At 52.9% G+C, this 14,243-nt stretch carries 14 protein-coding genes; all 14 read left to right on the top strand.

Annotation, left to right across the window (positions count from 1 at the left end; all coding sequences use genetic code 11):
* Window positions 1-79 precede the first annotated feature (79 nt).
* The 14 genes from E6072_RS01675 (at window position 80) to rplO (ending at window position 14,171) form a co-directional block, all read left to right on the top strand.
* Window positions 80-1,093, top strand: coding sequence for a class C sortase (locus tag E6072_RS01675; protein WP_316693311.1), 1,014 nt, complete (start codon window positions 80-82; stop codon window positions 1,091-1,093).
* A complete protein-coding gene (locus tag E6072_RS01680; RefSeq protein ID WP_316693313.1) occupies window positions 1,090-2,229 on the top strand; it encodes a Cna B-type domain-containing protein in 1,140 nt (379 codons plus the stop codon). The genes E6072_RS01675 and E6072_RS01680 overlap by 4 nt, the downstream gene beginning before the upstream one ends.
* Complete coding sequence (locus E6072_RS01685; protein ID WP_316693315.1) at window positions 2,229-8,879, top strand: prealbumin-like fold domain-containing protein; 6,651 nt, start codon at window positions 2,229-2,231, stop codon at window positions 8,877-8,879. Before E6072_RS01680 ends, E6072_RS01685 begins: the two co-directional genes overlap by 1 nt.
* Window positions 8,848-9,597 (top strand): sortase, encoded by a 750-nt coding sequence (locus E6072_RS01690; protein WP_316693317.1) that lies wholly within the window; start codon window positions 8,848-8,850, stop codon window positions 9,595-9,597. Before E6072_RS01685 ends, E6072_RS01690 begins: the two co-directional genes overlap by 32 nt.
* A gap of 271 nt (window positions 9,598-9,868) precedes the next feature.
* Window positions 9,869-10,237, top strand: coding sequence for a 50S ribosomal protein L14 (rplN, locus tag E6072_RS01695; protein WP_122820090.1), 369 nt, complete (start codon window positions 9,869-9,871; stop codon window positions 10,235-10,237).
* Window positions 10,238-10,657: a 50S ribosomal protein L24 gene (rplX, locus tag E6072_RS01700; RefSeq protein ID WP_022864702.1), complete on the top strand. Its 420-nt coding sequence runs from the start codon at window positions 10,238-10,240 to the stop codon at window positions 10,655-10,657.
* Window positions 10,657-11,223: a 50S ribosomal protein L5 gene (rplE, locus tag E6072_RS01705; protein WP_024059754.1), complete on the top strand. Its 567-nt coding sequence runs from the start codon at window positions 10,657-10,659 to the stop codon at window positions 11,221-11,223. Before rplX ends, rplE begins: the two co-directional genes overlap by 1 nt.
* On the top strand, window positions 11,223-11,408 hold the full coding sequence (locus E6072_RS01710) for a type Z 30S ribosomal protein S14 (protein WP_022864704.1): 186 nt from the start codon (window positions 11,223-11,225) through the stop codon (window positions 11,406-11,408). Before rplE ends, E6072_RS01710 begins: the two co-directional genes overlap by 1 nt.
* A gap of 59 nt (window positions 11,409-11,467) precedes the next feature.
* Window positions 11,468-11,866, top strand: coding sequence for a 30S ribosomal protein S8 (rpsH, locus tag E6072_RS01715; protein WP_024059753.1), 399 nt, complete (start codon window positions 11,468-11,470; stop codon window positions 11,864-11,866).
* Between the two features lie 12 nt (window positions 11,867-11,878).
* Complete coding sequence (gene rplF, locus E6072_RS01720) at window positions 11,879-12,415, top strand: 50S ribosomal protein L6 (RefSeq protein WP_316693319.1); 537 nt, start codon at window positions 11,879-11,881, stop codon at window positions 12,413-12,415.
* The gene (gene rplR, locus E6072_RS01725) at window positions 12,416-12,787 is read left to right on the top strand and encodes a 50S ribosomal protein L18 (RefSeq protein WP_024059751.1); all 372 of its coding nucleotides are present in this window, start codon (window positions 12,416-12,418) and stop codon (window positions 12,785-12,787) included.
* 15 nt (window positions 12,788-12,802) lie between these two features.
* The gene (gene rpsE / locus E6072_RS01730; RefSeq protein WP_316085868.1) at window positions 12,803-13,492 is read left to right on the top strand and encodes a 30S ribosomal protein S5; all 690 of its coding nucleotides are present in this window, start codon (window positions 12,803-12,805) and stop codon (window positions 13,490-13,492) included.
* Complete coding sequence (gene rpmD, locus E6072_RS01735; RefSeq protein WP_231725843.1) at window positions 13,489-13,674, top strand: 50S ribosomal protein L30; 186 nt, start codon at window positions 13,489-13,491, stop codon at window positions 13,672-13,674. Before rpsE ends, rpmD begins: the two co-directional genes overlap by 4 nt.
* Window positions 13,674-14,171 (top strand): 50S ribosomal protein L15, encoded by a 498-nt coding sequence (rplO, locus tag E6072_RS01740; protein ID WP_316693321.1) that lies wholly within the window; start codon window positions 13,674-13,676, stop codon window positions 14,169-14,171. The genes rpmD and rplO overlap by 1 nt, the downstream gene beginning before the upstream one ends.
* Window positions 14,172-14,243 lie beyond the last annotated feature (72 nt).

The raw sequence follows: 14,243 nt of genomic DNA on the forward strand, positions 1-14,243 counted from the left end.
CACACGACCAGCACCAATTCCATTTTTTAGTGGGTAACGCATTTAGGGCTCCCCGGCAGGGGTAGGAAAGGAACAATAAGTGCAACCGCTCCCGGTAGATCAGCAAGTGGCCTCGGCCGCTGATGACCTGGATCAACGGCACCTAAAATCCGATTCTGACCCGCAGGAACAGAACCTGGATGATCAGGGAACTTCGAGCCGCCAGGACTCGGATTCCGCATCTGGCCAAGCAACCGGCACGCCGGGCGCTAAGCGGTCACGAATCCCCGATCTTGCCTTCATAGCGGTATTCGTGGGCGGAATGTTGGTGTTCTTTTACCCCACTATCAGTAACTACTGGAACACCCTGCAACAAGGCCGCGCGATTGCGGAATATACCCAAACCGTAAATAAGATGCGCCCCGGAGAAATCCAGCAGACCTGGGATCAGGCCGAAGCCTATAACCGGGAACTGCTCACCAACCAGGCGCGCTACCATCTGTCCGATTCGCAAATGCAGCGCTACCTTTCCCTATTAGATATCGGGAAAACCGGGATGATGGGGCATATCGAAATTGAAAAACTAGGGGTAGATTTACCCATCTACCACACCACCGAGGACTCGGTACTGCAGGTAGGGGCAGGGCATGTGCCCGGCAGTTCGCTACCTACCGGTGGGGCAGGCACTCACACGATTTTGTCTGGGCACCGGGGATTGCCCAGCGCCAAACTATTCACCAATCTTGACGAGCTAGAGGAGGGCGATCGTTTCGTGTTACACGTACTAGATCGGGATCTGGCTTATCAAGTTGACCAAATCCGGGTAGTCGAACCTAAAGAACTATCGAATCTAAAAATTATTCCTGGGCAAGACTACGCGACTTTAGTAACCTGCACGCCCTATGCGATTAATACTCACCGGCTGCTGGTTCGCGGTCACCGGGTTCCCTATGGAGGGGACGCCGGTTATGTGGCTGCCGATGCGGTCGCTATGGATCCGGTGATGGTTTCGCTAGCCATCTCGGTGCCGGTGTTAGGAATCATTGTGGCGATAACCGTAACGCACCTGCGGCGTCGCCGAAATCAAGCGGGAGGAAAGACGGAAGCACTATGAGCAAAGCAATTAGTTTCAACCGCTTATTAGGAGCCCTGGCCGCGACGGTTCTGGCAACGCTGCTGGGAATCGGGATGCTTGCTCCCGCGACAGCGCACGCTGCACCCCCGGCTGACCCCTCAGGCACTGGTGGCGAAACCAGTGCATCCTCCGGCACTACCTCCCTGGATTTAGTAAATCTAGAAAAGATTGATCAAAACGCCAAAGGCACTATCAGCCTCGGTTTTCACTACGAGGGCGCGCCTTTGGTGGGGGTAAAAGTCTCCGCCTACCGGATAGCGCAGGCGAAGCGGCATTTCCCTGCTCAGCCGGCCTATCAGCGGTATTTACAAGCTTTAAAGTGGAATGACTTCCAAGATAAAAGCGGAGCGATTCCCGCGGGTAGCGTTGACGCAAGTAAATGGGCGGACTTTGCGGGCAGCCTCGCTAACCATATCCATGCTGACCAGGTAGCACCAGATGCAATGGCGACCTCGGATAGCAATGGGAAAGCAACCTTTAATAACTTGAACGTAGGGGTGTATCTACTGTTGGCGGATCCCTTTACCAATGCGGCTGCTAGCGGGGAAACCTATGTTTTTAGTCCCTCGCTAGTTACGGTGCCGAGCCTGGTAGACGGAAAACTGCAATACGGCGTAAACGCAGTGGCGAAGCTAGAAAAAGTGCTTCCCAAGCCTGCGCAATACCAGGTGGTTAAACATTGGCAGGACGGCGGAAACCAAACCGCGCGTCCTAAGGCAATAAAAATTCAGATTTTACGCGACGAAAAACTATTCCAAACCATCGAGTTAAACAGCGCCAATAACTGGACCTACCGTTGGGAGGACAGTGAGGGACATCGCTGGGCAGTAGCGGAACAGCTGGGCAACACCCCCTACACGGTTAGCTACGAAAAGATTGGCCAGGCTTTCACAGTTACCAATACTTTAGTCCCCAAAAATCCCCCCAAGCGTCCTCCGCTATCAAAGACGGGCGCAAATCTAAATTACTTATGGCTAGCCCCCTTGCTGATGGTTTTAGGGGCAGGCGGAATTGCTGCGCGGCGCCGGCAAGCAGCGACGGCAGGCAACAGTGATTTCAAATCGGAAAGCGCGACCAACTCTAGGCAAAACCGCGCAGATAGGGAGGCGAAATAGTGTTTAATCAACTCTATAAAGACCGCACTCGGCTGCTAGCTATCCTGGCGGCGCTTTCTTTCCTAGTAACCACGCTGCTACTTGCAATCCCCTCCTACTCTTTAGGTATAAAAGAGGCCAACAACCTGGGGGCAACTAACGTTTCGCGACCGATGCGGGCGCCCACCTCCTGCCAGGTTGACCCCGGTACGGTAACTACTGAACTGCTAAAGGCCGGTGATGGGCAGGTAGCGATAGTAAACACCCAGCCCGGAACCGAAAATCCCGAGACTGAAAAGGACGAGGCGATTAACTCGGACAACGTTAGCCAGCGTTGGACCGGGGAGGCCTTTAGCCAAAACATCGGGATCTCCAATACGGCAGCCGCTAAAGCCAAAGTATATCGGGTCTATTTCCGGTTTACCGATAAAACTCGTGACGCTCGCGGCTATGTTTTGGGTGGGAAAGCTGACACCAAACTCGAGGTAGGAGAAACCTACTACCAGGCGGAGGGAGATAAAAACCCCTACACCTTTAACCAGGTGCAAGGTGATGACGGTAATCCGGTACCCGGCTACTATTACATCGAGATTGCCGGTTCCGATATCGGGGATGCTTTCTTACTGCCGGTGAAAGCCAAGCATGATTCTCCCACTTCCGCCGGTGGGGATCTGAAAGTTTGGATCGAAGAACTTACTTCCGAGGACAAAGCTGCACTGGGCAAGAAAGGCCAGGAACCTAGCTGCCAGGTACAGGAAAATACTTGGGATACTATTCGGCAAAAATATGAAGCCCAGAAAGAGCTGCTAAACAAAGACCCGCTTGATTGGTTAGATAAACCGCAACCAGACGTGGTTTGGGGATCGGCGACTGACCCCAGTATTGCCTATGACCAGCAAAGCGGAAACTATTACATTAAGAACCTGCGCTACACTTTCCGCAACACCCCGGTAACCACCGAGGGAATGCCCAAAGCCGAAGTCGGTCAGGATCCCGCCACCGATTCCAGCTATGTGGATACTTTTACCCTGCCCGAAGGGGTGGAGTTTAATCCTGACTACCTAAAGAAGGTTGGGAAAACTGGCTCAATTCGGGATTGGTCTACCAAGATCCCGGGGTGGACAATCAGACCCGGGGACAAATATGCCAACGGCCAATATACAACCTTAAATATTGATAATAATGGTGAAACAGTCCCGCTATTCGCCCTGCGCGGTTCCGATATTTGGCGCAGCTCACTTAGTTACGAGTTCGGCACCGACAACCGCACTCTAAAAATTACCTACGATTTGGCGGCAAATCAGAATAAATCAAATTTGGTTGATCGAAGTGTAAAAATTCGGTTTGGTGACAACTTCTTGCTGGTGAAGGATCCCAAGCCAAAGCAAACTTACAACCTGCACAATGAGTTCCAGGCAACTACCAAATACACCCACACTGATCCCGCTTCATCCAAGGCAGCAGTCACCAACCCGGTAACCATGCAAGGTCCAGATCCCGTGGTAACTAAGACCCATGAAGGACAGGGACAAAGCTTCTACCGAGGCGACCCCATTGACTTCACCATCACCGCCGCTAACAAGGGGTCTGGCCCCTGGAAGATTAAAGAGGGCAAGGAAGATGAAGGCATTATTGCCGATCACCTGCCCGAAGCCTATTACCTTGCGCCCGCGCAAATGGCCAAAATGTTTAGTGAGGACGGAGACGGCCTCACGATTAAGATCACCGGCGCCCAGATCTGTGAAAACTACGTATCCGCAAAACACACCACTACCAGTGGTAAAGAGGGCGCGGGGCAAGCCTATTTGGATTGCGCTACCTCAAAGACTGCAGATTTGAGTCTAGAGAAACAAGCCGATGGGAAGATAGCGATTACCCAGGCGGGAGCGACTAAGACAGTTGATAACACTGCTGCTGCCTTGCAGGATGCCCTAAAAGACTTGATAGTAGTGCAAGCTACCCGCTACCAGGTGGCTTGGGAAGTACCGAACCACGTGATTTACGGGGGTCAAACCGTCAAACACGTGGTACGAGCGACCGTTAAAGATGATTTTATGGCCAAATGGGATCGGGATTTCATCGAGAAGCAAACCACTAACAAAGTGAATCTGAACGATCAAGACGTTCCGGATAAGGTAACCACGGTTAACTCTTTCGAGGTCACTAAAGCTGCCTACGTGAAGAATGAAAAGGTTGAACAAAACGGTAAACATATTCCACTGGGAACCGTGGTTAAATACCAGCTCTCCCTGGAACGTAAAGGAGGGAAAGCGGAATATAACGCCCTGCCCTTCACCGATAAGCTCTCGGGCGCGCAAGTGCTGCTAGTGCCCGTTAAAGGGGAAAACGCAACTAACCCGGATCTGCAAGGACTCAAAAAATACAACTATGACGGACAAGATTATTACCTGTTAGATAAACCAGGTACCTATAAAAATGTTCATTTCAGTGCTAAAGAAACGGTAGGCGACTCCTCTTCGAGCAAAGACTTTATTGCCGATCGCATTGAAGTGAAGAAACTTGATGACGGGGCCGGTCTTGCTACCTCGACCTATTGGTTTATGGCTAGCCAAGACTTCGCGAACCCTTCTAGAGTTAGCGTGGACTATTTGACACTAACGGATCCCGAAAAGACGGGCTATACCAAGGTACTTCCCGGTCATCCCGATGCGCTAAATATTGGGGGAGCGGAGTCTCCGAAATATAGCATTACCGATAAAACTGAGATGAACATCGCCACGCTGGGGGCAGACAAACGAATAGTCACCAAGCGGGGCGCTACTTTTGACGAAGACTCCCTAGTTACCCAAAGTCCGCTGAAACCAGGGGAAAAGGTTACCTATCGCCTGGCTCTGTCAGTATTTGGGGATAAGCCCTTTATAGTCACTGGCGATGACATCTATGACGTTTTGCCACCTAGCTTGCCGGGTAAACCCTGGACTAAAGACCAGTTGACCCTGCAGGTTCCAGAAGGGCAAAAGGGGCTAAAGGTCACTGCCGGTGACCTGAAGAACTGGAAGATTACCGATAAGAACCCGGCAGATGGCAAAACCAGTGACAGCCAGCAATATATTGTTTGGGATCAAGATCTGCAATTAGAAGTATCGGGCTCCGTATATATGTATGTAACCTGGCAGCTACCTGAGGGAGCAGACTGGGATAGCTACCGGCAAAAATATCAGTCGGACACCCTGTTTAACACCTGGCGGGTAAAGGATGCCTCCTATTCGGTAAGCCACTACCTGGGCGGGAAAGCGGGAGGCACCCTGCAAAAAGGGGTAGCTGATACCGGGGTAGTTGGGAAAGAAACCTACAAGGTAGAAACCAAAACCATATATCCGGGGGGTGGAGAAGGTAGTAGCAGCTCAACGGAGGATTACGCCGTGCTGCTGCCAGATGAAACCGCCAGTGGCAGGGTCGTATACTCGAACTCTGCGGAAGATGATCGTGCCAAGAACTATAGGTATGTGCGTTACTACAACGTTCTGCATAATGATGGGGAGTCGCGCCTGTATATTAACGACATCCAAGACGTCTTGCCTAAGGGCTTCCATTTCATCGCCGGCATTGATGATCAATCAAATTTGAAGAATAATCAGTGCCACCAAGATGGAGATAAAAAGATCTGCACCACTCATAACGATCCTAATACCGGTAAACCGGCACCAGAAGGGATTGGTATCCAGCTGAAATTTAGGGGTGAAACCTATTATGACGGCGTATTCTTAGGGGATTCTGCCCGCACAGGCATGCTACCGGTGCGTAAGTCCTGGAAATCCAGCGCTGGAAACACTCCGGTAGATTTCCCCGGTGGAAAACCAAAGGTTGCCTCCATACAGGCGATAGTAGATGCGCAAAACTCGCGCCATGTAACTTTCCGCCTGAATAACTCGCAAGCCGGTTCCAATCTGGGATACGACGCCGAGCGGGATAAATACTATTTGAACCCTGGGGAAACCGTAGGGTATAGCTACCTGGTAGCAGTCGGCGAAAAAATCAAAACTGAAGATTTAAGTCGTAACCAGATCGTTATGCCCTATGACAATCAGCAGGGGCAAAAAATACAAGTCAATCCCGACGTTGAGATTACCTCAAAGCCCTTAGGGCAGGCACCTGCAAATGACGGGGATCGCCAGATAATTGACACTAACAACGCTAACAAAAAGGGTTTTGTTGGTGGGGACGATAATACCCAGTGGCTATCTTCCCAAGTGGATCTGAGTCGCGGAATTATCTTGCCGGGAGTTTCCAAGAAGTTGGTCGCTAAAAAGAATGCGGCTGGTACTACTACTAAAGATCCCAAGGCCGCCGGATACCCGGATACTTTAACTTGGGAAGTAACCGCACATAACGACGGAAAGCAACCGATCACCGACTATGTAATCAGCGACCGTCTGGATCCCAACTATGTCTTTACCGGGACAGTTACCTACGTTTCGCATCCTCCAAAGCAGGCAGACGGGGGCGGTTCACGCTACCAACTGCTGAAATTTGACGATGGATCTTGGAAATATGACGCGCAGGGTAACCCGCAGAGCGTGGGTGTAACATACAAGAATCCTGCTTATTTCAATAGCACGACCTCTTTGGAAGTTAATGGTAAGCCTTTGGCAGTGCTGGGTGGCAGAACCACCTTCCACGTGTCTCTTACTATGGTAGGCGGGCAGCTGCAACTTAACGTACGGGCTATCCCGGGTACTGATGGGCAGAAAAACCCAGGACAGGGCTATGCGGTTCCTGGCAATCCTCTGATGCCAGAGGGTACCGCCACTTTGCAGCTTTCTAGCAAGAATCCGAAGCAAACGGGTGATTATCGGATGGTGTTCAACAACGCCTACGTGACCCCGATTGGGGAATCTTTCGACCAGCGCGCCCTCAAACATGGCTCTAACGCCACCCAAGATTTGGTGCTATCGACTACTACAGGTACGAACAAGAATAGTGCCGGACAGCCGGATTCTACGGTTAACCCCTATTATTGCTGGACGTCCAACGAAATTAGCTACGTGTGCGCCAGCGAAAACAAAAATAAGTTACCCAGCGTGCAGGCTGACGCATTTGTGCCGATAGCCCAAGACGCCTATACCTCCTCAATAAAGAGCGTAGAAGAAAAGGCAAAGCCGGATAACAAAGTGATGTCCACGGGCGAGAAGAACTATATTTCGCTGCCCGGTCAAAGCTCGCTATTCACCTATACCTTAGAAGTAAAGAACAATACGGATGATTCCATCCCGCGTATCACTCTGATTGATAACCTGCCGCAAACGGGCGATAACTACACCTTTACGGGTGCTCCCGAGCGAGGATCGCAGTTCAAAGTAGGTTTTGCGGAGGAAACCAATCTGACAGTAGAGGCTAAGGACGCGAATGGAGACTGGACTACGGTAGATCCCAGTAAATACACGGTGGAATATTCCGATAAAGCTATCGGGTTCACCAAAGAAGACTGGAACGGTAGTACCAGTGGCGATTGGGGAACTGAACGGAAGGATAGTTCCCGTTCGCTACGCGTCAATTTGAAGGACAGCAAAGATATTCTCAAGGGAGGCGCTTCCTTGCGGGTGCGTTTCGATGCCAAGATCGCAGGCGGAGAAAATCCCAACCCGGGTGACATTGCCTGGAACACTTTCGGCTACAACTATCGTGCCCCCGCAGGCTTGGACTTAGAGGCCATCCCGCTCAAAGTTGGGGTGAAAGTACCAGCCGAAATGCAATTGCTAAAGCAGGTACAAGACGAAAATAAGGAGCCGTTGAAACTAGGTAAGGCAACGGTATATAACTTCGTGGTCTACACCGGGGAAAAACTAAACCCCGAAGAAATGACCGAGAAAGCCTTGATCGAAAACCTCAAGAAAGCTGGACGTAGCTATATTGAGGTGAAGGTACCGGTAGCTAAAGACGCCTCGTCCTCGGAAAAGATTTCCCTGACCTCCCTGGCAGGCAAACCCGCCAGTCCCTCGGGAACCTGGACGTGGAAGGACGGGGAGCGCTACACCCTGGCAGAGCTTCCCCCCACCGATGGAACGAAGTTCGCTAAATACCAGGTGGACGCGGGTAGCACTGAGAACCCGGTCGAATACCCCGGAGAGTATTCCTTTAACTATAAGGCTGACGAGAACGTTACGATTACCGGTATAAACATCCGCAGCAAGTGGGAAATCAACCTGTTTAAAGCGGATGGAGATAACTGCGGCGAAGATGGTGCCTGCACGAACGGGCTGGCCGGAGCGGTATTCGGGTTGTACTCCCCGGATCAGTCTCAGCAGATTAAGCCCGACAAACTGCAGGAGGCCGGTCTCGGCGACCTAGCTGACAGCGATAAGACGGTCAAGCTGGCAGATGCGACCTACTACCTGTCGCGCGTAGTTAAGACTACTGACAACGGCAAAGTTGTGTTCCCGGACTTAAGTGAAGCGGAATACTTCGTAAAGGAACTGAAAACTCCCGACAACTACACTGCCACCTGGAACGGACAGCTATTCCAAAAGCCCGCGCCCGAAGTAGCTGGTGAACAGCCAGGCAGCGCCGATAACCCGGTTATGGTCAAGAACTATCAGCCCTACGAACTGCCAAAGGCGGGAGGCGTCGGTACCCTACCCTTCACCCTGTTCGGCCTAATGATCTGTGGGGCAGCAGTATATGGCTGGATGCGGTATCGCCGCCGCGGGTAAAGCCCGCCGGGCACGCTGGGTGCGGTGGATACAAGTCATTTGTATCGCGCTGAGCTTGCTGCTGGTGGCGCTGCTGGGGTACTCCTGGTGGCGCGACCGCAGCGACAATAGCGAAATAGATAACCTCCTGACTAAAACCCAGGAGGTTATCCCCAGTACCCGCCAAGTGGGAGTAATCGCTACCCAAACCCCGGAAAATGCGAAGAAGGTGGGCTCGTCCTCCGGGAAAGTAGCTGGTAAGAGTAACCGGGGCACGGGAGGTGCTGCTGGTTCCGGTAGCGATAGTAATGCCCCCAACGGGGATAGCCCCTACCTGGAGACGGTGAATCTGTCCGGATATGAGGTGACTGGGATATTGCAGATCCCAGACCTAAACCGCAGCTGGCCGATTATCGCTAGCGGCGATGCGGCGAAGACTGCGAAAATCCCGAGCATCTACGGAGGCAACCCCGCCAGCGGGAATCTGGTGATCGCCGACAGCGCGAACAATCAGCAGTTTGCGGGGCTTAAAGATCTGCCAGACGGTTCCAAAGTAGTGTTTACTGATATTTCCGGGCGTGAATACCGCTACCAGCTAGCAACCGTGGAAACAGTGCCTAGCCAAAAGCAATCCGCCATTTCCCGGCACCGGGAAAGATGGGATGCGGCAATCTTTACCCCCAACTTTTCTGGCCGCGGGCAAATCGTAACCCGCCTAGTAAAAACCGAAAATAACTAGGCGAACAGGCTGTATTTTCAGTTAGTGTCTGGCTGCGGGTGAGGAAACTTACAGCACCAATTAGGGGCGCGAACTTTCATTTGCCTGCACATTTGCACTAAGCTGAAGGGGTTGCGTTCCGCCCTGGAAAGTCACGGCAGAGACCTGGTGACCTGCAAAAGCAGAGCATTTTGAGTCTGCCACTTTCGTGGCCAACTGGGGAGCCGGCCTCGCCGGGCAACAGGAAGAAACAACCTAAGGGGTGCATTGTGCCCAGTTTTAGGAGAACACGATGATTCAACAAGAGTCGCGACTGAAGGTCGCCGACAACACGGGCGCAAAGGAACTACTTTGCATTCGCGTGTTGGGCGGCTCCGGGCGGCGTTTTGCAGGTATCGGTGACACTATTGTTGCCACTGTAAAAGACGCTATTCCCGGCGGCAATGTCAAGAAAGGCGAAGTTGTTAAAGCGGTAATCGTGCGCACTCGCAAAGAGCGTCGCCGCCAGGATGGTTCCTACATCCGCTTTGATGAAAACGCCGCAGTTATTTTGCAGCCTAGTGGAGAACCGCGTGGTACGCGTATCTTCGGCCCGATCGGCCGGGAACTGCGTGACAAGAAGTTCATGCGCATTATCTCTCTGGCTCCGGAGGTGCTGTAAATGGGAGCGAAAATAAAGAAAGGCGATCTGGTAGAGGTCATTGCTGGCCGTACCAGTGACGAAAAGAAACTGGCCAAGCGCAACGAACGTCGCGCCGAAAAAGGCCTGCCCGCCCTCAAACCGGGGGATAAGGGCAAGCAGGGTCGGGTATTAGAGGTATACCGCTCCAGTGACCGGGTACTGGTCGAGGGCGTAAACATTCGTACCCACCACTCTCGCCAGGGGCAAAACCAGCAGGGACAGGTAACCGGCGGTATCGAATACCGCGAGGCACCGATTCACGTTTCCAACGTGGCGCTGGTTGACCCCAAGACTAAGAAGCCTACGCGAGTTGGGTTCCGTGAGGAACAGGCAGAACGTGGCGGCCGTCTACGTACGGTTCGGGTGCGTTACGCGAAGCGTTCCGGGGAGGACATCTAATGGCTGAAGCAAAAACTGTGGCTCCGCGCCTAAAGGTGCGCTACCAGGAAGAAATCCGTAGCTCCTTAGAAAAAGAGTTCGGATACAAGAACGTAAACCAGATTCCCGGCCTTGAAAAAGTGGTTGTGAATATGGGTGTAGGTGAAGCCTCGCACGACTCCAAACTAATGGAGGGCGCGATTCGTGACCTGACCGCGATTACCGGCCAAAAACCGGTTGTCACTAAGGCGCGCAAATCTATCGCGCAGTTCAAACTGCGTGCCGGCCAGCCGATCGGTGCTCACGTGACTATTCGCGGAGACCGGATGTGGGAGTTCGTAGACCGTCTGATCTCGACCGCTCTGCCGCGTATCCGTGACTTTAGGGGACTAAGCCCCAAACAGTTCGATGGCCGCGGGAACTACACTTTCGGTTTAACCGAACAGGCCATGTTCCACGAAATCGATCAGGACTCGATCGATCGCGTACGTGGCATGGATATCACCCTGGTTACCACTGCTAACAGTGATGAAGAAGGCCGTGCACTTCTGCGCGCGCTGGGCTTCCCGTTTAAGGAGGAACGTTAATGGCGAAAACGGCGCTTAAGAATAAAGCGAAGCGTAAGCCGAAGTTCAAGGTGCGTGCCTACACCCGGTGCAACCGGTGTGGCCGTCCTCATTCGGTATATCGCAAGTTCGGACTTTGCCGTGTCTGCCTACGTGAGCTCGCTCTGCGGGGCGAACTTCCGGGCGTCACTAAGAGCAGTTGGTAAAACTACTACGTTGCAGGTCTGAAACAGAAACCGCAGCGAGGAAGGGTTAGAACCCCAAAATGACTATGACAGATCCCATCGCAGACATGCTGACACGTCTGCGTAACGCCAATGCGGCGCATCTGGACAAAGTGTCTATGCCTTCATCGAAAATGAAGGCGGGAATCGCCAAGATTCTCGAAACCGAAGGCTATATTGCCAAAAGTGAAGTCAGTGACGCCCGCGTGGGCAAGACTCTCACTTTGACCCTAAAATACGGAAGCAAGCGCGAACGGGCAATCACCGGTTGCAAGCGGGTTTCCAAACCGGGTCTGCGTAAATACGTAAAATCTACTCAATTGCCGAAGGTCATGGGAGGCCTCGGGGTGGCGATTCTGTCCACCTCTTCCGGTCTTATGACTGACCGTCAGGCACAAGACAAGGGTGTAGGCGGGGAAGTCCTAGCCTACATCTGGTAAGGGGGAATAAGGATGTCACGTATTGGCAAGAACCCGATCTCCCTACCCTCCGGAGTAGAAGTAAAGATCGACGGTCTGAACGTTTCAGTTAAAGGCCCGAAGGGTCAGCTGGATCGCACTTTTACCGGACCGCTGAAGATTCGGGAAGAGGACGGCAACATCCTAGTGGAGCGGGACGTTGATACCCGCGAAGCTCGCTCTTTGCACGGCCTCACCCGCTCGCTGATTTCCAATATGATCGAGGGTGTAACCAACGGTTACTCCAAAGAAATGGAAATCGTGGGTACTGGTTACCGCGTGTTGACCCGCGGCAGCGATATTGAGCTGCAGCTCGGCTTCTCACACCCGGTACCGTTCAAAGCTCCCGAAGGTATCGAATTTAAGGTAAATAGCGCGCTATCTTTCACTATCTCTGGTATTAGCAAGGAGTTAGTGGGCGAGACCGCTGCGAAGATCCGTAAGATTCGTCCTCCGGAACCCTATAAGGGCAAAGGTATTCGTTACAAGGGCGAATTCGTTCGTCGCAAGGCCGGAAAGGCGGGTAAGTAAATGTCGTATACCCCTAAAGGTAAAGGCAAATTCGTCGCTCGCAAACGCCGCCATATTCGGGTTCGTAAACGCGTATATGGTACGGCGCAGCGCCCTCGTCTGGTGGTTACTCGGTCTAACCGCCACATGGTTGCCCAGGTTGTCAACGACGACTTGGGACACACCTTGGTTTCAGCTTCCACCTTGGAAGCGGAGCAGCGAGGCGAGAAGATGAAGAAAGTTGATGCGGCTCGCCTGGTGGGTGAACGTATCGCTAAGCGTGCCCAAGAGGCAGGCATCACGGCTGTCGTGTTTGATCGCGGCGGCAACAAATATCATGGTCGCGTCGCCGCGGTGGCTGAAGGTGCCCGCGATGGCGGTCTGAAGCTGTAGAGGAGAGGGAAAATAATGGCTGAAGAAAATAAAAACGCCGATTCCCGGGAATCCCGTGGCAAAGGCCGCGAAGACCGGGGGCGTAAGGGCCGCCGCGACAATCGTCGTGAGCAGGAAAAGAATCAGTATTTAGAGCGCGTAGTTACCATTAACCGTGTTTCTAAAGTAGTTAAGGGCGGACGTCGTTTCGCTTTCACCGCACTAGTAGTAGTCGGTGACGGTGAAGGTATGGTCGGTGTCGGATACGGCAAGGCTAAAGAGGTTCCCCAGGCTATTTCCAAGGGCGTGGAGGACGCGAAGAAGAACTTCTTCCAGGTGCCGATGATTGGGCGGACTATCACCCACTTGGTACAGGGTGAAGAAGCTGCCGGTGTGGTACTTTTGCGTCCGGCTTCTCCCGGTACCGGGGTAATCGCCGGTGGCCCGGTGCGTGCAGTTATGGAATGTGCAGGTATTCATGACGTGCTAACCAAATCTTTGGGTAGTGCTAACGCCTTGAATATCGTGCAGGCCACGATAGCTGCTCTGAAGATGCTGCAGCGTCCGGAAGAGGTCGCGGCGCGCCGCGGACTCCCCGTTGAGCGGGTAGTTCCGGAAGCGATGCTGCGGGCTCAAGCCGAGGCACGGGCAGAAAAAGCCGAGAAAGCGAAGAAAGACGAAGCGGATAAAGCCGCCGCTGGTGTCGCTGAAGAGGTGAATGCCTGATGAGTAAGCTCAAGATCACCCAGGTTAAAGGCCTGGTTAATACCAACCAGAACCAGCGGCGCGTTATGCAGTCGCTCGGTCTGCGCAAGATTCACCAAAGTGTGGAACACCAGGATAACCCGGCTATTCGCGGGCAGATCCGCAAGGTTTCCCACCTGGTGCAGGTAGAGGAGATTGGTTAATGGCTGAAGATACTAAGGTAACCGAAGCAGAAGACACTGCTAAAGAGGACGTAATCCGCTTGCATGATCTGCGTCCGGCTCCCGGCTCCAATAAGCGCCGTAAGCGCGTGGGTCGCGGTGAAGGCTCGCAAGGTAAGACCTCCGGTCGCGGTACTAAAGGTACGGGCGCTCGCAAGAACGTTCATCCTCGTTTCGAGGGCGGGCAGATGCCTTTGCATATGCGCCTCCCGAAGCTGCGCGGATTCAAGAACCCCTTCGCTACTGTCTATCAGGTAGTGAACCTGGATCGTCTGCAAGAACTGTTCCCCGAAGGGGGAACGGTCACGGTTGATGATCTAGTTTCCAAGGGAGCAGTTCGCAAGAACTCTTTGGTGAAAGTTCTAGGTACCGGGGAAGTCTCGGTGAAACTGGAACTGATCGTAGACGCTTGGTCTGCCAGTGCCAAAGAAAAGATTGAAGCTGCCGGCGGTTCGCTGAGCAAGCGGGAGCAAGACTAGTTTGCACCCAGCAGTCTGACTGCAGCTGAAAAATCTAGATAGCTAGAAAGTCTCGGGCGGGGAGAAGATCTC

The organism is Varibaculum cambriense, assembly GCF_032557235.1.
Lineage (GTDB): Bacteria > Actinomycetota > Actinomycetes > Actinomycetales > Actinomycetaceae > Varibaculum > Varibaculum cambriense_C.